Source organism: Sphingobium soli (assembly GCF_020782245.1).
GTDB classification, from domain to species: domain Bacteria; phylum Pseudomonadota; class Alphaproteobacteria; order Sphingomonadales; family Sphingomonadaceae; genus Sphingobium; species Sphingobium soli.
Genome location: NZ_JAJGNP010000011.1, coordinates 1 through 18,267 on the forward strand (window position 1 = coordinate 1; position 18,267 = coordinate 18,267).

The 18,267-nt window shown below is 61.9% G+C and carries 20 protein-coding genes and 1 pseudogene; 17 read left to right on the forward strand and 4 right to left on the reverse strand.

The window, feature by feature from the left end; translation table 11 throughout:
• Positions 1-99: 99 nt before the first annotated feature.
• Positions 100-2,457, reverse strand: a complete 2,358-nt coding sequence (gene ligD / locus LL253_RS13120) for a DNA ligase D (RefSeq protein WP_228227474.1) — start codon at positions 2,455-2,457, stop codon at positions 100-102.
• Between the two features lie 192 nt (positions 2,458-2,649).
• Here ligD and LL253_RS13125 point away from each other — a divergent pair, with 192 nt between their 5' ends.
• The gene (locus LL253_RS13125; RefSeq protein WP_062734307.1) at positions 2,650-3,798 is read left to right on the forward strand and encodes an extracellular catalytic domain type 1 short-chain-length polyhydroxyalkanoate depolymerase; all 1,149 of its coding nucleotides are present in this window, start codon (positions 2,650-2,652) and stop codon (positions 3,796-3,798) included.
• A gap of 40 nt (positions 3,799-3,838) precedes the next feature.
• Here LL253_RS13125 and LL253_RS13130 read toward each other — a convergent pair whose 3' ends face one another.
• Entirely contained in the window at positions 3,839-4,786 is a 948-nt protein-coding gene (locus tag LL253_RS13130) for a GNAT family N-acetyltransferase (protein ID WP_062734230.1), read from the reverse strand.
• A 161-nt stretch (positions 4,787-4,947) separates the two neighbouring features.
• Here LL253_RS13130 and LL253_RS13135 point away from each other — a divergent pair, with 161 nt between their 5' ends.
• A complete protein-coding gene (locus tag LL253_RS13135; protein ID WP_062734232.1) occupies positions 4,948-5,160 on the forward strand; it encodes a KTSC domain-containing protein in 213 nt (70 codons plus the stop codon).
• Positions 5,161-5,167: 7 nt separating this feature from the next.
• On the opposite strand, the gene LL253_RS13140 is transcribed toward LL253_RS13135, so the two are convergent.
• Both LL253_RS13140 and ku read right to left on the reverse strand, forming a co-directional pair.
• A complete protein-coding gene (locus LL253_RS13140) occupies positions 5,168-5,422 on the reverse strand; it encodes a hypothetical protein (RefSeq protein ID WP_062734234.1) in 255 nt (84 codons plus the stop codon).
• A gap of 4 nt (positions 5,423-5,426) precedes the next feature.
• Positions 5,427-6,338: a non-homologous end joining protein Ku gene (gene ku / locus LL253_RS13145; protein ID WP_062734236.1), complete on the reverse strand. Its 912-nt coding sequence runs from the start codon at positions 6,336-6,338 to the stop codon at positions 5,427-5,429.
• A 300-nt stretch (positions 6,339-6,638) separates the two neighbouring features.
• Here ku and LL253_RS13150 point away from each other — a divergent pair, with 300 nt between their 5' ends.
• From LL253_RS13150 to LL253_RS13215, 15 genes and pseudogenes are all read left to right on the forward strand, one after another.
• The gene (locus tag LL253_RS13150) at positions 6,639-7,301 is read left to right on the forward strand and encodes an SOS response-associated peptidase (protein WP_062734237.1); all 663 of its coding nucleotides are present in this window, start codon (positions 6,639-6,641) and stop codon (positions 7,299-7,301) included.
• Between the two features lie 29 nt (positions 7,302-7,330).
• Entirely contained in the window at positions 7,331-7,492 is a 162-nt protein-coding gene (locus LL253_RS19995; RefSeq protein ID WP_407696102.1) for a DUF6961 family protein, read from the forward strand.
• Between the two features lie 531 nt (positions 7,493-8,023).
• Entirely contained in the window at positions 8,024-8,296 is a 273-nt protein-coding gene (locus LL253_RS13155; RefSeq protein WP_062734239.1) for a hypothetical protein, read from the forward strand.
• A gap of 26 nt (positions 8,297-8,322) precedes the next feature.
• Entirely contained in the window at positions 8,323-9,075 is a 753-nt protein-coding gene (locus tag LL253_RS13160) for a DsbC family protein (protein WP_062734241.1), read from the forward strand.
• A 187-nt stretch (positions 9,076-9,262) separates the two neighbouring features.
• A complete protein-coding gene (locus tag LL253_RS13165; protein WP_157078370.1) occupies positions 9,263-9,607 on the forward strand; it encodes a hypothetical protein in 345 nt (114 codons plus the stop codon).
• Positions 9,608-9,732: 125 nt separating this feature from the next.
• Positions 9,733-9,999: a type IV conjugative transfer system protein TraL gene (locus tag LL253_RS13170; RefSeq protein WP_062734244.1), complete on the forward strand. Its 267-nt coding sequence runs from the start codon at positions 9,733-9,735 to the stop codon at positions 9,997-9,999.
• Between the two features lie 8 nt (positions 10,000-10,007).
• Positions 10,008-10,643 carry a TraE/TraK family type IV conjugative transfer system protein gene (locus LL253_RS13175; RefSeq protein ID WP_062734245.1) on the forward strand — a complete coding sequence of 212 codons (636 nt, stop codon included), beginning with the start codon at positions 10,008-10,010 and terminating at the stop codon, positions 10,641-10,643.
• The gene (locus tag LL253_RS13180; protein ID WP_062734247.1) at positions 10,627-11,406 is read left to right on the forward strand and encodes a type-F conjugative transfer system secretin TraK; all 780 of its coding nucleotides are present in this window, start codon (positions 10,627-10,629) and stop codon (positions 11,404-11,406) included. The genes LL253_RS13175 and LL253_RS13180 overlap by 17 nt, the downstream gene beginning before the upstream one ends.
• Positions 11,403-12,794 carry a TraB/VirB10 family protein gene (locus LL253_RS13185; protein WP_228227475.1) on the forward strand — a complete coding sequence of 464 codons (1,392 nt, stop codon included), beginning with the start codon at positions 11,403-11,405 and terminating at the stop codon, positions 12,792-12,794. Before LL253_RS13180 ends, LL253_RS13185 begins: the two co-directional genes overlap by 4 nt.
• Positions 12,795-12,826: 32 nt before the next feature.
• A pseudogene (locus tag LL253_RS19910) lies at positions 12,827-13,451 on the forward strand (TraV family lipoprotein).
• Positions 13,448-15,967, forward strand: a complete 2,520-nt coding sequence (locus LL253_RS13195; protein WP_062734251.1) for a TraC family protein — start codon at positions 13,448-13,450, stop codon at positions 15,965-15,967. The pseudogene LL253_RS19910 and the gene LL253_RS13195 overlap by 4 nt, the downstream one beginning before the upstream one ends.
• The gene (locus LL253_RS13200) at positions 15,967-16,293 is read left to right on the forward strand and encodes a hypothetical protein (RefSeq protein ID WP_062734252.1); all 327 of its coding nucleotides are present in this window, start codon (positions 15,967-15,969) and stop codon (positions 16,291-16,293) included. The genes LL253_RS13195 and LL253_RS13200 overlap by 1 nt, the downstream gene beginning before the upstream one ends.
• Positions 16,263-16,526: a hypothetical protein gene (locus LL253_RS13205; RefSeq protein WP_228227476.1), complete on the forward strand. Its 264-nt coding sequence runs from the start codon at positions 16,263-16,265 to the stop codon at positions 16,524-16,526. The genes LL253_RS13200 and LL253_RS13205 overlap by 31 nt, the downstream gene beginning before the upstream one ends.
• Positions 16,516-17,148, forward strand: coding sequence for a hypothetical protein (locus tag LL253_RS13210; protein WP_062734254.1), 633 nt, complete (start codon positions 16,516-16,518; stop codon positions 17,146-17,148). Before LL253_RS13205 ends, LL253_RS13210 begins: the two co-directional genes overlap by 11 nt.
• Positions 17,145-18,158, forward strand: a complete 1,014-nt coding sequence (locus LL253_RS13215) for a TraU family protein (protein ID WP_062734256.1) — start codon at positions 17,145-17,147, stop codon at positions 18,156-18,158. Before LL253_RS13210 ends, LL253_RS13215 begins: the two co-directional genes overlap by 4 nt.
• Positions 18,159-18,267: the final 109 nt, after the last annotated feature.

The following is an 18,267-nucleotide window of genomic DNA, read 5'->3' on the forward strand; positions in this document are numbered from 1 at the left end:
CCAGAACCCAAAAGAGAAAACCACGGGTTGACCCACCCGTGACACCCGAAACATAATCCGCAGACGGGTCACTTCTCGATGGAAAACCCGGGTCACTTCTCAGTGGAAATCAACAGCACTATAGGGCATCACGGCCGTCGCGCCCCGCTGATTGCGTAAATAGTCGATGAAAATCTTGCCCGTGCGTCTGGCCTTTGCGAGGGCGGCGGTAAAGCGGTCGGGATCGGCCTGCGCCAGAGCCAACGCGAAGCGATGGGCAAAATCCTTGACCTGCGGCCATTCCGCCGTCGGCGTCAGAGGCGCGATCACGTGAACCCCTTTACCGCCCGTCACCATCGGAAAGGTCACCAGCCCCATCTGCCCCAGCACATCCTGCAGGTGGAGAGCAGCGGAGGCGACATCCTTGAATTCCAGTCCTTCATCAGGATCCAGGTCAAAGACGAGGCGATCGGCCTTTTCGACATCCTCGATCCGCGCGCCCCAGCCATGAAACTCGACGGTGCCCATCTGAACGCAGGTGAGGAGGCCTTGCGCCGAATCCACAAACAGATAGGGCTCCTCATGGCCATCCTTCTCCAGGATCGCGACCTGCTTGACGCTGTCGCCAAAGCTCCCGGCATCGTGCTTCTGGAAGAAGCATTTCTTAGCGCGACCCTGCGGGCATCGTACGAGGCTGACAGGGCGGCTTCCGGCCCAAGGCAGCATGATATCAGCCACGGCCTCATAATAGTCAGCCAGTTCACCCTTGGTCAGCTTGCCTTCTGGGAATATCACCCGGTCCCTGTTGCTGATCCTGACGCCGCTGGCGATCGCCGATCGCGCCGCGGTCGTAACAGGGCTCTCAACTTCCAGCACAACAGCTTCGGGCTTCTTGTCCTCCCGCAAACCCAGATAGCTTGAATGCCGCAGCACACCCTCTTCAGTGAACTCGATATAGGCGATCTCGGCAACGAGCCGAGGCTTGATCCAGGTCGCCCCCCGCACGGCGGCCCGCGGCGCATCAACCGTGGGTCTTTTCTGTTCAAGCGACGCCATAAGCGCCATTAACCGCTCGACCTCGCCACCGCTAAAACCGGTCCCGACCTTACCGGCGTAGCGCAGCTTTCCTTTTTCGTGAACGCCCAGCAGAAGCGCACGGAAACCGCGCTGCTTGTCCGACGGGGTCCAGCCCACGATGACGAATTCCTGACGACGAATACATTTGGTCTTGACCCATGAGCCCGATCGCGAGCCCGTGTAGCGTGCATCGTTACGTTTGGAGATGACGCCCTCCAGCCCGGCGCCGCAAAAACTATCGAACAACTGCTCGCCCCGCCCGCCTATGTGGTCCGAATAGCGGATATGGTCCCGGCCCTCACCGATCAGCGCAGCCAGCTTCTCCTTCCGCTCAAGCAGCGGGCGGCCTGTGAGGTCTTCACCATCAAGCGCCAGCAGATCGAAAGCCATATAGTCGATTTTGCCCGGATCGCTTTTCAGCGCCGCCTGAAGTGCCTGGAAGCTCGTCCGTCCATCAGGCAGGATCACGACAGCCTCGCCATCGATAAGCGCGCTGCGGGCGTCCAGCGTCACGGCGTCTGCGATGAGGCTCGCGAACCGGTCGGACCAGTCGAGGCCCGACCTTGTATAAGCCCGTCCCTCTCCGCCGCCGATCGCCAATAAGGTGCGATAGCCGTCATATTTGAGTTCATGGAGCCATTGGTCTCCCGCCGGGACATGATCGACCAGCGTTGCCAGCTGTACCGGCCGAAACGGAGGCAGTGCCGATTTGCCCCTCCGGCGTGCTTTCGATGCTGCTGTGGCAACCGGCGCGGCAGAAAGCCTGGCAGAGGAGCCCCGCGCCGTCTTCCGCTTTGGCACGGGCTTTCCGGCCGCGATCTCTTCCATGGTCCGCCCGGTGTCGACGCTGGTGAGATGCGTGCCCACGAGATCGTCCGAACCACCCGCATGAGCGTCATTCACCTTCCTGAGAATCCAGTTTTCGCCCTTTTCCCTGCCGCGGTGCTTCAAGCGGAACAGGATCCATTCGCCTTGCATGCGTCGCCCATGAAGAATGAAGTGAAGATGCCCTTCCGGCAACGTCTTGCGCGCATCCTTCCCGGCAATCGGTTCCCAGGTGCCATTGTCCCATAGCATGACTGTGCCGCCGCCATATTCACCCTTGGGGATGGTGCCTTCGAAGCGCGCATAGTCGAGTGGATGATCCTCCGTGCGTACCGCAAGCCGCTTGTCATCCGGGTTTGCACTTGGACCCCGGGTAACGGCCCAACTGAGGAGAACGCCGTCCAGCTCCAGTCTGAAATCATAATGGAGACGAGACGCGGCGTGTTTCTGCACGACGAAGCCATTGCCAGCTATCGGTGCGCTCGCGCCGGACGGCTCTTTGGTTCGCGTAAAATCCCGTTTCGCACGATAGAGTGCGAGACTGTCGTCCGCTTTGCGCGTCGAAGCTTTAGCCATCTTCTTCTTCCAAGCTACCGCCGATCAACCTGCAGCACGAGCAAGTCGTTCCACCGCATAACGCAACGACTTTGGTCCCTTCGCTTGTCGCTATTACCTTGCACATGCTTGCTTGTTCGCCATATTGTGCAGTGCAGCATAAACGCCCTCTAGGACGATCTCATGCGCTGCCGGGCAACGGGAGATATCCGCGTGACCAAATTATCTGCGACTATTGCAAAGCTCACCGTTATGCGCGGCGTGACAGCCGCTCCGGCGAATGCCGTCGGTGCAAGCCGTTTGAAAGATCTGGAGGGCTTCGGCGCCAATCCGGGCGCCCTGATGGCCAGAATTCACGTGCCATCAAGGCTCCACGAAAAACCCGCGCTCGTGGTGGTTCTTCATGGCTGCACCCAGACCGCTGACGGCTATGACCATGGTTCAGGCTGGTCGCACCTTGCCGATGAACAGGGTTTTGTGTGTCTGTTTCCAGAGCAGCAGCGAACGAACAATCCCAATCTCTGCTTCAACTGGTTCTCTCCGGCAGACAATCGCCGAGACAGAGGCGAAGCCCTCTCCATTCGCCAGATGATTGACGCCACGGTGGCGGCCTATGATATCGATCCTTCGCGCGTTTTCGTGACGGGCCTTTCGGCTGGAGGGGCCATGACGTCCGTCATGCTGGCGAGCTATCCTGAGCTTTTTGCAGGCGGCGCCATCATCGCAGGTCTCCCGCATGGGTCGGCGGACAATGTCCAGCAGGCCTTGCAAGCCATGCGCGATCCGGGCGCGATCAACGCGAAACAGCTCGGGGATCTAGTACGCAAAGCGTCGCGCCATGAAGGATCCTGGCCGCGCATTTCGATCTGGCACGGTAGTGCAGATCAGACGGTCAGCAGCAAGAATGCTGATGCGATCCTTGCTCAATGGCTGTCGGTTCACGATCTCGATCCCACGACCGCCGCCACCGAAATGATCGGGCAGCATCGCCGCCGCGTCTGGAAGGACGGCTCTAGCCGCCCCCTGGTCGAGGACTTTCGCATTGCCAAAATGGGCCATGGCACGCCCATTGCGACTACCGGGCCGGAAGCATGCGGTAGCGCAATGCCCCATATGCTCGACGCCGGCATCTCCTCAACCCGGCGGATTGCATCTACCTGGGGTCTGCTTGGCGCCGATCAAACGGCTCAAGCGGCCTCTACCTATAAGCGCCCAGATGAAACGCCCGCGCATTTGCCGGCGGTGAAGTTCAGCCGACTCGATCCTATGGCATCTGAGACTTCACCCCCTGCCGGGTCCGCGAGGGCCGGCGTTGAAAAAGTCATCCATGACGCCCTTCGCGCAGCCGGTCTTATGCGGTAACCGCGCATCTCGGTCAGGCTGGCAGGGAAGCAGAAGCGGATCAGTCGTCTGACGCCATATCTCGAGCGAACCGGTAGCTGGTCTGCTCGAACTTGAGCGCGCGGAAGAAATTATGAGCGTTGCTGATTGCAATATCGCTCATGGCTTCAATTCGACTGCAGCCCAGTTTGCGAAGCGCTGCGCAGGCTTCGTTCAGCAAGGCGCTTCCGACCCCCTGCCGCCGCTGGCCCTTGTCCACTAACAGCAGGGTTATGCGACCGATGAGGCCATGCTGGAGCGTCTGGATGCTGGTCCAACAGCAGCAGCCGATGATCTCGCCTTTCTCAGCGACGCAAGCCCCGCCGCCAGCCTTGCGCAGTTTCTCAAGATTTCGCGCGATGCCCAGTTCGTCCGCGTTACCGGCTGCAAGCTGGCGCAGCAGCCCTGACAGTCCTGCCGCATCTGACGATTTGGCGATCCGTATTTCAAGGGCGGTGGGGGCTGGCTTGGCGGGGGCATCTGCCTGTCGATCATGCTTTCGTGCAGCCGCGGCGGTGATTTTGGAGCGCCTGCGCGTAGCTGGTTTTGCGCTTTTGTCCGAGGCACGCGAAACCGGCCGGCTCGCGGCCGCCGGGGCCGACGCCGTTTCTGTCGGCCCAGGCCCTCTCACTCGGTCTGTGGCCCCGCGCCGCCGCCGAATGACTGGCTCCTCGTCCGGTTCTTCATCCTGCGCGCGCGCTTTGGACGGATGTGGCGGTCGGGCGGGCGTTGCCTCCGCCGACGCTTTCCAGGTGCCGGTGGCCCCCTTTCGCAGATACGCCTCAATGTCCTTTGGCGAAGCGGTCAGCCCCTTATCGCTGACGCCCAGCAGAGCCTTGCCCTCAGCGTCCGTCAGTCCGAATTTCCCATAGTCGCCGCTGCCGGGCTTGCGTTTGCGAGACTTCAAAAGCTTGAGGCCCCGATGCTCCGCCATGTCCCGCAGCTTCTGGTCGATCGGTTCATCTGTCATGATGCCATAAACCCGCTGACCATGCGCAGGTTCAAAGAGCGCGCCATCATCAACCCGCCATCCCGAGCGTGCAAGTTGGCGTTAGGGACTTGTTGAAGGCGGAACCGTCCTGGTTATTCAAACGCTCGATAGCCATGCGCGCCAGACGTCTAAACTCCTCCATGATCGACCGGATCGGATATGACGAGGATCAACGCATCCTCATCGTCACCTTCCGTGATACCGGAAAATATCTATACCATGATGTTCCGGTCTCGACCTTCGAAGCGTTTTGCGAGGCGCTGTCCGCAGGCGCCTTTTTCAACTTGCATGTGAAGGATCGATTTCGGTGCAGCCGCGACCCGGACAGGAAGCGCTTTGGTCCAAACGCATGAAGATCGTTCAGGTGTCTCCCAGCGCGCGATAGACCGACATGAGATGACGACCCGCTATCGCACGCGCCCGCGGCGAACGGATCGTCTCCTCATTGGTTTCGTGCAGCGTTGTCAGCATGTCGAGCAATTCCTGCCGGGGCATACCGGTTTCCAGCATGTGCGTACCGATCAGCGCCACAAGATTGCTCCATAAAGTGATGGATGCTTCGGCAAAGGCTGTATCGCTTTCATCATCCTCGCCGCGCAGGGAATTATCGTTCACCGCGTCAAGCCCGTTTCCTGGCAGGAGCCTTGCGCGTCGGCTTAGCTGCCGATTTTGTCGTCGCCTTGGCGGACGCTTTGCCCGTCCCTTTTTTGGCCGGTGCCTTGGCTTTGGCGGCACTCCCACCCGCAGGCCCGATCGATTTCTTGAGCGCCGCCATCAGGTCAACGACATTGCTGCCACGAGGGTTAGAGCCGCCGTCATCATCGCTGTCGATATTGAGGGTCTTACCCTTTTTCTTGCGCTCGATCAGATCCTTGAGCGCATCGACATAGCGATCATGAAATTCGCTCGCATCGAATTTGCCCGTCTTCTTGTCGATCAGCGTCGTGGCAAGATCGAGCAATTCTTCATCCGGATCACCGTCGCCGATCTCACGGAAATAGCTGGCAGCCTTGTTTACCTCGTCGGCATAGCGAAGCGTTTCCATGACCATCCCGCGCCCGCAAGCCTTGATGCTCACCACATATTCGCGGCCGCGCATCGCTAGTTGGCCAAGGCCGACCTTGCGGCTACGGCGCAATGCTTCGCGCAAGACGATGAAGGCTTCTTCGGCCAGATCGTCTGCGGGCACGACATAATAGGGCTTTTCGAAATAGATCATGTCGATGTCTTGAGCATCGACAAACTGGGTCAGTTCTAGGGTCTTCTTGCTTTCAAGTTTAACCCCTTCGATTTCCTCTTCATCTAGGAGTACATATTCGCCCTTGGAATATTCAAAGCCCTTGACGATCTCGTCGAGGTTGACCGGCCCGATGCCGGGGACGACCTTCTCATATTTGATGCGCTTGCCCGATGGTTCGTGAATCTGGTTGAAGGCGATCGTCGCGCCGCTCTTTGTCGCTGCATAGATTTCGACAGGGATCGAGACTAGAGCCAGCCGGATCTGGCCTTTCCAATAGGGTCGCGCAGCCATGAACGCCTCCTGACGGCTATTACCGTCACAACCTCTCAGCCATTTGTGTGTTCCACTGGCCCGCTGGGAGGCGACCCACGATCCGCAGAACGCGGCTATGAAAGCACGCGATGGTTGGCGCAGGCGCCGAACGTCGCGCCATCATTACCACCCTCCAGAAGCGCGGATCATTCGCTACTGAAGACTTGAAACTGGCAGAAAATGGGGGCCGCTGCGACCGCTATCGATGGAGCAGAGAGCTGGATTACCTTCGGCTTTACTGCCTAAGCGCCTATGTTACTCTAGCGATCGACGAAACATATGGAGGAACACCCCATCTGTAATCTGTTCACCGTGCGCAAGAGCGCCGCAGAGGTTGCAGCGCATTTCGGCGTCACTCTCCCTGTTGCACAGTTCAACGCTCCCGATGAAGTTTATCCCGGCTATCCCGGAATGGTGGTTCGCGAGCAGGGCGGCGAGCGCGTGCTGCAAAGCATGACATGGGGCTGGCCGGTGCGGCTCAAAACGATGAAGCCGGAATCCAAACCCAAGCCGGTTAACAATATTGCCGATCTGAAGAAGCCTTTCTGGATTGGCGCAGCGCGTAAACCCGAGTTTCGGTGCCTGATCCCGGTCACGCATTTTGCGGAAGCAGAAGGCCCCAAAGGCGCGAAAACAAGAACCTGGTTCTCCCTTCGCGACGGCGCTGTGTTTGCATGGGCCGGGCTTTGGCGCGACAGCGCTGAGTGGGGGCCGGTGTTTTCAGGGGCGATGACCGACTGCAACGATGCGATCCGCCCCGTCCATGATAGAATGCCCGTGCTGCTGCATGAGGATGAATATGAGAAATGGCTGCGCGGCAGCTTCGAGGACATTATCGGCTTTCAGAACCGGTGCTTTCCTGACGACCTGATCGTGATGGAGCGCACCACCGAGGCCTGGAACAAAGCAAAGCCAGCCCCGTCGGCTCCTTCCTTGCTGTGACGAAAGAGCAGGAAAGATAGGCCGAGGCACTGGCCATCGAACGACGGTACGGCGGGAATGCGCCGGATCATATTGCCACGAGAGTCACCGAACTTGCACTTGCTGGCGATGAAGTAGGTGTGCAGCGATGGATAGCTATTGCAGAGCGGTTCGACCAGCTTCAGCCCGACCAACTAGGTTCGAGGCAGTAGCATCTGAAGAACGCGGCTAAGCCAACCTAGCAGACGGAAGTTCAAATGCGCGTTGCGAGGGTGCAGATGATGTCGCTTCGTCTCGCCTGCACAACGAGGCGGCGGCTCCGCTTTGCGAGCACGCCAAGCCCGCCCACACCTCCAAATCCCGACATGAACGTCTTGGTATCGGCGCGTCCAATCTGCCGTGCATCTGCGCTGCTGCTCTGACCTCTCAACTGAAGACGTGATCTGAGTGATTCGCGAAGAGCGCCTCGTCACTCGCGATCCGCCCCGTTTATCGCTTGAATCGCCGTTCCAGCGGCGCCTTATTGCGAAAAGCGGCACTGAGATGCCGCTTTAGGCACTTCAGTGCCGCATTCGGCATCTCAGTGCCCTCCCTATTGCGGCAAACCGCACTGTCAGCACTACTCCGGTTCATCCCGAACGGGGGCGCTGATGTGAACGCTCAATTGAGCAGATGAAGATAAGCGCCTCAGCCCCCTGTCGGTCCGACAAGGCATCGTGCCTTGAAGAAAAGGAGACAATCCGATGTCGGCATTTCGCCCGGCCATTCTGGCTGGATTGCTGCCTGCCGCCTTGCTGACCGCGCCAGCAGGAGCGGCCGGCCACAAGGCTGAAAATCAGAAGCCGTCCAGGCCGCAGCCTCTGCAGACCTCCCAAACGAACGGGGATTTTTTCGTACACACCGTTAGCGCCGCAGTCGCCATCGACACGCCGATGATCACGCTGGGTCAAGGCATTCGATTTGACGCAGCTTTATTCGGACCGCACTTACAGTTGGACAAGGATCTGGGCCAATGACCCCTCCCTTATCGCGCCATCGGTACATGATCGCCGCATTCGCCGTCATTGCCGCTCATTCCGCCTCCGCAGCCGAAAGTGAGCAACTCAAAACCGATCTGGCGGCAACCGCACGTGCGGCAGAAGCGCAACTTCATCAAAGTTTTGCCAACCTCCAGTTCGAGGATTTCGGTCCGGCGCCCGTCACGGGTCCGCTATTCCAGGCAAGCGCTGGTGGCCGCATCCTCTATTATGCGCCCCAGAGCGACCATCTGATGTTCGCCACCATTTACGACCGGAACGGCGTCAACCTGACCGCCCTCGCACAGGATGCCAGCGCGCGGAGAAAGCTCGGCAGCCTCGATCCCACCCAGGCGCTCACCATCGGACCGCCAGGGGCACCCACAGTCATTGAGTTCACCGATCCCGACTGTCCCTATTGCCGTGCCCTCGACCGCTTCTGGGCGGCGAAGGCCGCCGAAGGCAAGCCAGTGCGCCGCCAGATTTATTTCGTGAGCGGTATCCACCCTCAAGCGGCATCCAAGGCCGAGCATATCCTCTGCTCGAAGGACCAGGCGGCTGCCTTCCGCGCCACCTATGCCGGTGAGGCACCAAAGCCCGTGCTTGCCTGCAAGGATGGCGCAGCGCACGTCGCCAAAAATGCCGAGGCCGTCAAAGCCATGGGCATCTCTGGAACCCCAACGGTCATCCTTGATGGCCGCGTCATCTCCGGCTTCCAGCAGGCCGAGATCGAAGCCTGGCTCGATGAGAAACAGGCGCCCAAGAAGCCGCCCAGCTGATCCACTCAAATTTGGCGGGCTCATGGCGACGCACGAACAAGCGCCGACGCCCTGAGCAAGAGATGCCGGCGATAGGGCCCCGATTTTCGAGGAGCCACCCATCCCTTCGCTGGCCGTCAACGAACACCCGCGTCGGTGCCGGCAGGCATTCACAGGGGACGGCTCCTTATTGCCTGGAGAAAAGCCCATGCTCAAACTTGCTTCACTGCCCGTAGCCTCCCGGAACCGGATGCGCCGCCTCTCTTTTGCGTCGGCCGATGCCGTGGGAACCCTGCTGATCGCGATGACCCTGGCATCGGCCGCCCACGCCTTCCAGGCGCCGGCCGCCGGCGACCTTGGCTACGATATCTACGACATCGTGGTGAACCAGGGGGTCAAGGGACCGCTCGGCTTCGTGGGCGGCGTCGCCGCCTTCCTGTTCGGTGTCAGCCGCCTCTTCTCCAACATCATGATCGGCATCCCGACGATCGTCGCCGCGGTCTGCCTGATCCGGGCGGATTCCATCCTCCAGACCTTCGGCATGATGGTCTGAAACCCGCCTGAAACAGGGACTGGCGCGGGTCTGGCTGTCCACCCCGCGCCGGAAATGAGGAGCGAATGGTCGCTCCTCGTAACAATCACGCCTGGTCCAAGCGTGATGAAGCAAGGGAGAAGGACGTGGACGAGAGACTTCCACAATTTCTGCACAAACCGGTCCAGATCCTCTGGTTCGACGCGCAGGAGTTCATCGTCGTGGTGTCCACCATCTTCGTCGCCGTCATCGTCGGCGGGCTGGTGGGCTGGTCGCTCCTCGGCGTCCTTCTCCTCTTCATTCCCTGGAAGCGAACCAAGCCGCGCGGCTTCATGCCGCATCTCGCCTGGCGCTGGGGGCTGCTCAAGCTTCCCCGCTATCCCGGCCCGACCCAGACCCGCTTTTGCGAGTGAGGTATCCCATGTTCGGCAGATCATCCACCCGAGAAGCCAGCGATCCGCTGCTGGAGAAGCCGGCGAGCTTCGGTATCCATCGCTACCTTCAGGGGTCATCCAACCTCTTCGAAGAAAACCGGCTCCTCAAATTCTCGATTGCAGGCCTGTTCGGGATCACTGCTGTGCTGGGCATTGCCCTTTACACGACTGCTCAAAATCAGCGGACGGTCGTGGTCCCCTTTGGCGCAGGCGGCGACCTTTATGTGACCGGGGGCACGCCCTCCCCCGCATACCTGCGCACCATGATGCGCAATATCGTCGCGCTCTCGGGCACATATTCCGCGCTGTCGGCAGACCGGCAGTTCCAGGAACTGCTCAGCATCGTCCACCCGACCGCTTATAATGGCATCCGCGACAGCCTGAACGCGATCCTCGACGAACTCGCCAATAACCCGACGCTCTCGATCGCGACCTATATCCGACCCGACCAGCCCGTCACCTGGACCGATCGCCAGATCCTGGTGCCCGTCGAAAAGGTGCGCGTCATCGGCGGCGTCATCCGCAAGTTCCGGGGCAATCTGCGCATTCGCTACACGATCGATGCTGGCCGCTTCTGGCTCCTGTCTCTCACCGAGGAGAATTTCGATGCCGACCTTCGGTAAGCGCCTGCGCGCGCCGGCGGCGCTGCTCGCCGCCTGTCTTCCCGCCATCGCCATGGCTGAGACGACCAGCAATGCCATCATGGCCCTGCCCGATCAGACCAGCAGCATCCGCCTCTCCAACCGGGACATTAATCATTTCGTCTGCCAAGGCGGCGAAATCGAAGACGTCAAATTCTCGGCCGAAAAGGCGATCGCGGTCGAGAAGGCCGGGGCGGACGCCTGGGTCAAATTCCTCGTCAGGGAGAGCGATGACGCAGGCCAGGTAACGCGCAGTTTCGTCACCACCCCTTCGGAATTCTTCGTAACCTGCAATGGCGCGATCTATCCGCTCTATGCCGAGCCCTCCGATATTCCCGCCCAGACCGTGACGCTTGCGCCGGGCGCCAGCCAGCGCGCCCGCTCCAATGGCGAATTGCTGGGACCGCTGGTCGAGGAGGAGCGCGCCGTCTCGATCACCCTCTCGATGCTCCAGGACCGGGTGCCCGCCAGCTTCACCGAGGTCGCTGTTTCACCAAGGCCGCTTGCGCTTGCCGCTGCTCCCGCGCTGCGCATCACCGAGCGCCGCCGCGTCGCGATCGAAGGCACGGGGCTTTCGGCATCCGAATATTGGATCGAAGCGAGCGCCGATAGCGAGGTCGACGAGCGGCTGTTCCTCGACACCGCCATGGGCGCCCGGATCTTCAGCGTCACCCTTGATCGCTTGTCGCTGCGCGCTGGCGAGAGCGCCCGCCTCATCCTGCTCCGCCGCGGAGACGCGCTATGAGCGGCGGCGACAATCAAGGCCCCGGTAACAAGGGTACGGACAACAAGGGCACCAGCAGCGGCAATCCTGCCCAGCGCCCAGACGCACCTCGCAAGCATGCCGGGATGCAGGGCTATTCCCGTCCACCCAAACGAGCCGGCGCCAGTGAGGGCGACGACAGACAAATCGTTCCCCTGCGCGGCCCCGCGCTTCTCGACCTGAAAGCTCGCTGGGCAAACTTGAGCGCCAAACAGCAGCTGCGCGCCCGGCAGGCCGGCGTCGGCGTGGTGATCGCGATGTTCGGCTACGGCCTCTATACCGCCTCGACCGGATCAAAGGACGAAGCGCCGGCCGCGCCGGCAGCATCGCGCCTCGACATGGGCGCGGGTCTTCGCGGCGACAGCCTAGAGACTAAGGTGCGCGGCGATCTCAAGAAAATCCTCGATGGCCAGGCGCTGCTGGGCGACCGGGTAACCGCGATCGAGGAAGGAAAAATCGCGCCGGGTTCGCGATCGTCAACGGACACAGCAGGGGGCGACCTTCCAAGCGCCATGCCCGGGGACATCCCGGCCTTCCCGCCCAGCCCCAGCGCGCATGAACTGGAAAGCGCAGACGGTAGCCTGCCACCACCGCCCGTGCCTTCGGCTCCTGCTGCACCGCCCGCCCCGCCGGTCGAGCGCCAGGTCGGCTCGATCGGAACCGCCACCGCCGCGCTTACTTCCGATGCCGGGGACAAGGGGCCAACAAGCGTTAAAAAAAAGACCCGGACGATCTATTTGCCACCTGGTTTCATGAAGGCGCGGCTGCTGACCGGGATCGACGCGCTCGCCAGCCGGGACGCGACCTCGAACCCGGAACCGCTGATCGCTCGCGTTCAGGCCCCCGCCGTACTGCCCAATGACGTCAAGGCGAACCTGTCAGGCTGCTTTGTCGTCGGCAACGCGACGGGCAGCCTTGCCAAGGAGCGGGTCGAGGTCCAACTCGTCTCCCTCTCCTGCGTCGACTTTGACGAACGCTCGGTGGTCGATCAGCCGATCAAGGGCTTCTTCGTCGATACCGACGGGAAGAAGGGGTTGTCGGGCCGCGTCGTCACCCGCGCCGGCGCAGCGCTCGCCCGCAGCTTCATTGCCGGCACGATCTCAGGCATGAGCCAGAGCGTCGACAACACATTCGGAGACACGTCGGTTTCCGCGCTCGGCACCGTCCGATCGCTCGATGCGGGCGACGCGGCCAAAACCGGCATTGCCGGCGGCCTTTCCAAATCCTCCGACAAGCTCACCGACTTCTATCTCGATCTCGCGCGCCAAGCCGGTCCCATCGTCGAGGTGGGCGCCGCCAAGGATGTGGTCGTGGTGATCCAAGAAGGCGTCGCCCTCGAAATCAAGCCGACCGCGGGAAGCAAATTCTGATGCGCCCGCCCCTCACACAAGGAGACCCGCCCATGCCGCTCCTCGCCTTTCCATCAGCCTCGTCCGTACGCCGCGCCGGCGCGCCGCTGCTGATGCTCGCCTGCCTCCCCGCTTGCAGCACGATCGGATCGGTCATGTCGCCCTACCCAGAAAAGTTCAGCTGCAAGAATAGCGACCATGGCCAGTGCATCCACCCAGAGCGCGCCTATGAGGACGCCGTTGCCGGCGCTGTTTCTCGGTCCGATCCCAAGGTGACGAACGACAGGAAAATGCTGAAGGGCAGCACCGCAGCCACGGCGTCCGGTACAACCGGAGGCAGCCGGGGCAAGGTGACGCCCCCCCTATCTCGGCTATCGCGACAGCGTCTATCGCGAATTGCAGGGTCTGGTCGAAGCGCCGGTGACGCCGATGCTGCGCCCCGGCCGCACGATCCGCACCCTCATCCTCCCCTATGCCGACCGGGAACGTCCCGACCGGCTCTACATGCCCCGCTATGTCTATTCGATCCTCGACAAGCCCCAATGGGTGGTCGGCGATTATCTGGTGACCCCTGTCAATCCGGCGGCCCGCGTGCCGGTTCTGGAGCAAGTGAAGGCCAATCCCGCGTTGAGCGAGGGCAGCGACATTCCCGCGCCGCCGCAGGAGCAGGGCCAATGAGGGCGCCTGGCACCCGCCATGGCGGCGGCATGACCTTCGAGCGGCTGCGCCAGAGCGTCTCGCGCGATTCCTATTCCGACTTTCTGCCCATGGTGGCTTGGGTCGAAGAGGAGAACGCCTTTCTCTGCATCGATGATGGCTGGGGCCAGGCCTGGGAACTCATCCCCTCCGCCTATCTCTTCGCCCATGTCCATCAAGCGCTGCTTGGCCTGCTCAACATCCAGTTCGCCACTGGCACCGTCGTCCAGCTCCACTGCTTTGCCGACCCGCTGATCGATGATGCGCTCGACGCGTTCCTCGATTTGAAATCCCGGCCCGATCCGCTGATCCAGGCCTCGGCGCGCAGAACCCGCGACTATCTGCGCGAGGGAACGCAGGGTCTCGACGCTCTCCATGGCATTCCGCTGCGTAATTTCCGTCTGCTGCTCTCGATCAAGACCCGTAAACCGCTGGGCCATGATCTGCGGCGTCAGATCGAGGAACAGCTCTCCAAGCTCGGCATCACCCGCCTTGCGCCCGACGCACTGGTCACCTTCTATCGCCGCATCTTCAACGGCGTGTTCGAAAATGCGCCTGGGGTCTTTTCCCAAGGCAGCGAGGACATGCCCGCGCGCCCGGTGCGCAAGCAGCTGATCGATGCCGGCCCGGATCTCGTCTTTGATGGCCCGGAACTCTTTCTCGGCGATCAGGTCGCGCGCTGCCTGACCCCCAAATCCCCGGCCCGGCGCGTCACTGCCGAGCGCTGCAACCGGCTGCTGGGCGGCATGCGCGGCGCCTCGGAGGATAGCGACCAGATTGGCGGCCCTTTCCTCTATACGCTCAACATCCTTTTCGATCATTCGAGCTTCGAGATCCACAAACGCGCGCAGATCCTCTCCGCGCAAAAGGCCGCCGGCAGTTTCGCGGTCGAGGTCGGAAAGCAGATCGAGGAAATTGGCTGGGTGCTCGACGAGGCGGGGAACAGCCGCTTCGTCTCGGTGATCCCGGTCATCTGGGTGTTCGGCCGAGACAGCGCGCAGGCCCGCGAGATGGCGGCGCGCGCCAAGCGGCTCTGGGAAAGCGAACCGCTACCCTGGATGATGCAGGAGGAGAGCTATCTCAACCCGGTCCTGCTGCCGATGGCGCTCCCCTTCGGCTTCTATCCCGACCGGTGCACGGTCAGGATGTTGGAGCGCGACCTTCCTATGCCCGCCAAGGCGGCGGCGCTGCTGGCGCCCGTGCAGACCGACTTTCGCGGCGGGGGCCGCCCCGCCCTTCTCTATGCCGGGCGCAAGGGCCAGCTCATCACGCTCGATCTCTTCGATCAGCGCATCAACAATTATAATTTCATCGTCTCGGCCGAGAGCGGCGCGGGCAAGAGCTTCCTCCTCAATAATCTCTGCCAGCAATATTATGCGCAAGGCGCACTCATCCGCATCATCGATATCGGCGGAAGCTACGCCAAGCTCTGCACGCTATGCTCTGGCCGCTACATCGACATTGGCGAAGAGCATCTCGTCCTCAATCCCTTCGACATGGGTTTTGCGCTCGACGGCGACGATCGCCAGTCGGCCATTTCCATGGCGGTCGCGATTGTCGCGGAAATGGCCCATGCCGCGACCCGCAAGGGCGTCAGCACCTCGGAATGGAATCTCCTCAAATCCGCAGTGCAGTGGACGATCGACAGCGGTCGGGCCGAGGCGGGAATCGATGCAGTGCGCGACTGGCTCGGCGCCTATCCCGCTTATGCCACAAGCGATCTCGACAAGGTCGATCATTTGATACCCGCCGCCCGCGAACTGGCGTTCAATCTTCGCGATTTCGCCAGTTCGGGCGCCTATGGCCATTATTTCAATGGCCCTTCGACCTTCGACATTTCTGCCGATGAATTTGTCGTACTCGAGCTTGAGCGCCTGAAAGCCATGCCCGATCTCTTCAATGTGATCGTGATGGTGGTGGTAAACGCGGTAACGCAGGAACTTTATCTTTCCGCGCGCGACCGGCCCCGCTTTGTCCTGTGCGATGAGGCAGCGCAGTTCATGACCCGGACCGACGGGCAGGACCTGTCCCGCCTCGCAGAGGTCTTCGGCCAGGGCTACAGGCGGGCGCGCAAATATCAGGGAAGCTTTGGCGTCGTCCTCCAGTCGATGAGCGACCTGCTGCTGTTCGGCGGGACGGGACAGGTCATCCTTGAAAACGCAGCCACGCGGTTCCTCCTTCAGGGATCAACCTATGACCGGGCTGTCGAGAACAAGATCCTCGATTATTCGGGCTTCGTCCTCGAGCTCCTGAAGTCGGTTCGCAACAACAAGCCCAACTATTCCGAGGTCTTCATCGACTCGCCTCTTGGCCTGGGCATCGCCCGCCTCGTGGTCGATCCCTTCTCCTACTGGATCAACACCAGCGCGCCACAGGAGGTGGCGGCATTCGAGGCGCGGCTGCGCAGGGGCATGTCGCCGCTCGAAGCAATCTGCGATCTGGCCGGTGTCGATGCGACCGAAATCCTCGGCTCTGGCTATACCGGGGAGCCGCTCTGATGCGCACGCCTCCTGACCCAAAACAGACCCTCTTCGACTTCGATCCGGACCCGAAACTGGAAGCCTTGATCGAGGCGCGCGCCGCGGCAAAAGCAGAGGCGCAGGCTTTCCAATGGCGTTTTCGGCTCGTGACGATCGAGACGATGATGCTTGGCTTTCTCGTCGGCGCCGCCGGGATCGCGCTCCAGAAGCCGCCCTTTCTGATCTTTCGCGCAGCGGTCATGGTGGCCGCGGGCTGCTTTGCGAGCGGCATATTGCTAATCGGCATGACCGGCGCTGCAGACAGGTCGGCCAAATGGCTGCGCAACTGGTGGAACCGGCGATGAAGGGCATCCTCAGCGCCGCCCCGGCAGCCGGGCCGATCCGCCTTCTGGTGGGCACACAGCTAATGCTGCTCGTCCTCACCATATTGGTGCTCGAAACACCCGGCACCCTGCCGCTGCGCCTCCAGGGTCTGCTGCTCGCCGGCTGGGTGCTCGGCGTCTCGGCGCTCATCTGCGCGATCCGCGGCGAAAGCCCTGAGGACAAACCATGGTGGAGACTGCGCCATGACCGTTGAGCCGCGCTATCCGCACCGCGCCCGTCACGCGCTGATCGGCGCGCTGATGCTCGCCCTAGCCTGCGCCGAGACGGCAACGGCCGCGACTTCCACGATCGGCCGGACCTGGCCGATCGCCGAGCCCGACGCCATGGCGGAGATCGAGTCTCGCGCCGCAAAGGCGCCCAGCCTCGCCTCCCGAATTGGCCCGCGCTCCACCTGGTCGGCGCTCCGAGCTGCGCAACTGGGGCAGGCCAAGGTCGATCGGGTCCGCAGCCTCATTCCCTTCTACACGGTGGAGGACGACATTCGCCTGCCCGATGGTCGGCTGCTCTATCCCAAGGGCTTTACCTTCAACCCGCTCGACTATGTGTCACTGCCCCAGCGCCTCGTCATTATCCATCCCCGCGATCTTGGCTGGGCATTGAAGCAGGCGCGCTTTGCCGATTTCATCCTGCTGACCGCCGGTGACGCGCTGGACCTTTCCGAACGGAGCGGCCGGCCCCTCTTCATCCTGGAGGAGCGGGTCAAGGAAAGGCTCGGCCTCACCGTCGCGCCGGTGATCGTCGCCCAGCAGGGCAAGAAGCTCGTTCTCACCGAATATGCGCCGCTCCGCGCCGCGGGCGGGAGTGCACGACCATGAAGCGGAGGCTTTTCACGCGCATGGCGCCGCTCGCGCTGGCCCTCGCCGCCGGTAGCGCCTCGGCGCCCGCCGACGCCTCCAAATGCGAGGCAGGGACAATCTTCAATCCCATCACCAAGGTCCGCTGGAACTGCATCTTCCCGATCACGATCGGCGGCGTGCGGGTGGGCAGTTTCGACAAACTCGACAAGGAGCTTGATGCCCAGTCTGCGTCCAAGCCGCTCTGCGCCTGCCGCAAGGGCGCAACCTTCTGGTTCGGTGTGAAGGTGAGCTTCTGGTCGCCCAACCGGATGATCGACGTCGTGACTGAGCCCGGATGCATGATGGCGCTGGGCGCCGATCTCTTGCCGACCGGCGGCGGGCTGCAAGGCAGCCAGTCTGGAATCGCGGACGGCACCAACAGCCAGAAGATGTTCGCGCAGATGCATTATTATATCTCGCCGGTCTGGAAGATGCTCGACATGTTCACCGACCTGCCCTGCATCGAGGATGACGGGTTCGACGTCGCCATGATCACCGAAGTGCTGCCGACCTGGCAGTCGGGGACACTGGGCGCGATCATTCAGCCTGAGGGCATTCTCTTCGGCAATCCCGCTGCAGGCCTAGCCTGCATGGCCGACAGCGCCGCAGCGGCTGCCGGCAAGGTCATCGATCCGCTTTTCTGGTGCATGGGGAGTTGGGGCGCCACCTATCCGGTCGCCGGCGACATTCATTTTGGCGACAGCGTCGAAGCCTGGGCAGGGCTTGCCGCGCGCGGCACCTTCATGATGGGCCGCCTTGGTGCGCTTACCATCAGTTCCGCCGACGGCTGCTCGTTCAAGGCCCAGCCGATCTGGACCAAGAGCCGCTACAAGCTCCAGATCATGGAGCCGGTCAAGGGCGGCAAATGCGTCAATATCGGCCGACCGGGCGCGCTCTGGTCCTCGGCCAAACATGCGCCGGGCAAGGACAATGCTCAGTTCATGTCGTTTGAAAAGGTAGTCTGCTGCGCGGTGGTATCAACCCCATGAGCAGCAGAGCCCTTCCCCCGATCCCGTCAGCGATTCCCGACTTTCGAAGGTCTGCCCGCCAAGGCCACGATGGGCCGTTCGATCGCTGCGCGGGCGGAGCGGCGTTGGC

Bases quoted from the DNA above. Each gene is read 5' to 3' on its own strand.
- ligD (WP_228227474.1), bottom strand. From the start codon at position 2,457: ATGGCTAAAGCTTCGACGCGCAAAGCGGACGACAGTCTCGCACTCTAT.
- LL253_RS13130 (WP_062734230.1), bottom strand. From the start codon at position 4,786: ATGACAGATGAACCGATCGACCAGAAGCTGCGGGACATGGCGGAGCAT.
- LL253_RS13135 (WP_062734232.1), top strand. From the start codon at position 4,948: ATGATCGACCGGATCGGATATGACGAGGATCAACGCATCCTCATCGTC.
- ku (WP_062734236.1), bottom strand. From the start codon at position 6,338: ATGGCTGCGCGACCCTATTGGAAAGGCCAGATCCGGCTGGCTCTAGTC.
- LL253_RS13150 (WP_062734237.1), top strand. From the start codon at position 6,639: ATGGAGGAACACCCCATCTGTAATCTGTTCACCGTGCGCAAGAGCGCC.
- LL253_RS13155 (WP_062734239.1), top strand. From the start codon at position 8,024: ATGTCGGCATTTCGCCCGGCCATTCTGGCTGGATTGCTGCCTGCCGCC.
- LL253_RS13160 (WP_062734241.1), top strand. From the start codon at position 8,323: ATGATCGCCGCATTCGCCGTCATTGCCGCTCATTCCGCCTCCGCAGCC.
- LL253_RS13165 (WP_157078370.1), top strand. From the start codon at position 9,263: ATGCTCAAACTTGCTTCACTGCCCGTAGCCTCCCGGAACCGGATGCGC.
- LL253_RS13175 (WP_062734245.1), top strand. From the start codon at position 10,008: ATGTTCGGCAGATCATCCACCCGAGAAGCCAGCGATCCGCTGCTGGAG.
- LL253_RS13180 (WP_062734247.1), top strand. From the start codon at position 10,627: ATGCCGACCTTCGGTAAGCGCCTGCGCGCGCCGGCGGCGCTGCTCGCC.
- LL253_RS13185 (WP_228227475.1), top strand. From the start codon at position 11,403: ATGAGCGGCGGCGACAATCAAGGCCCCGGTAACAAGGGTACGGACAAC.
- LL253_RS13195 (WP_062734251.1), top strand. From the start codon at position 13,448: ATGAGGGCGCCTGGCACCCGCCATGGCGGCGGCATGACCTTCGAGCGG.
- LL253_RS13200 (WP_062734252.1), top strand. From the start codon at position 15,967: ATGCGCACGCCTCCTGACCCAAAACAGACCCTCTTCGACTTCGATCCG.
- LL253_RS13205 (WP_228227476.1), top strand. From the start codon at position 16,263: ATGGCTGCGCAACTGGTGGAACCGGCGATGAAGGGCATCCTCAGCGCC.
- LL253_RS13210 (WP_062734254.1), top strand. From the start codon at position 16,516: ATGACCGTTGAGCCGCGCTATCCGCACCGCGCCCGTCACGCGCTGATC.
- LL253_RS13215 (WP_062734256.1), top strand. From the start codon at position 17,145: ATGAAGCGGAGGCTTTTCACGCGCATGGCGCCGCTCGCGCTGGCCCTC.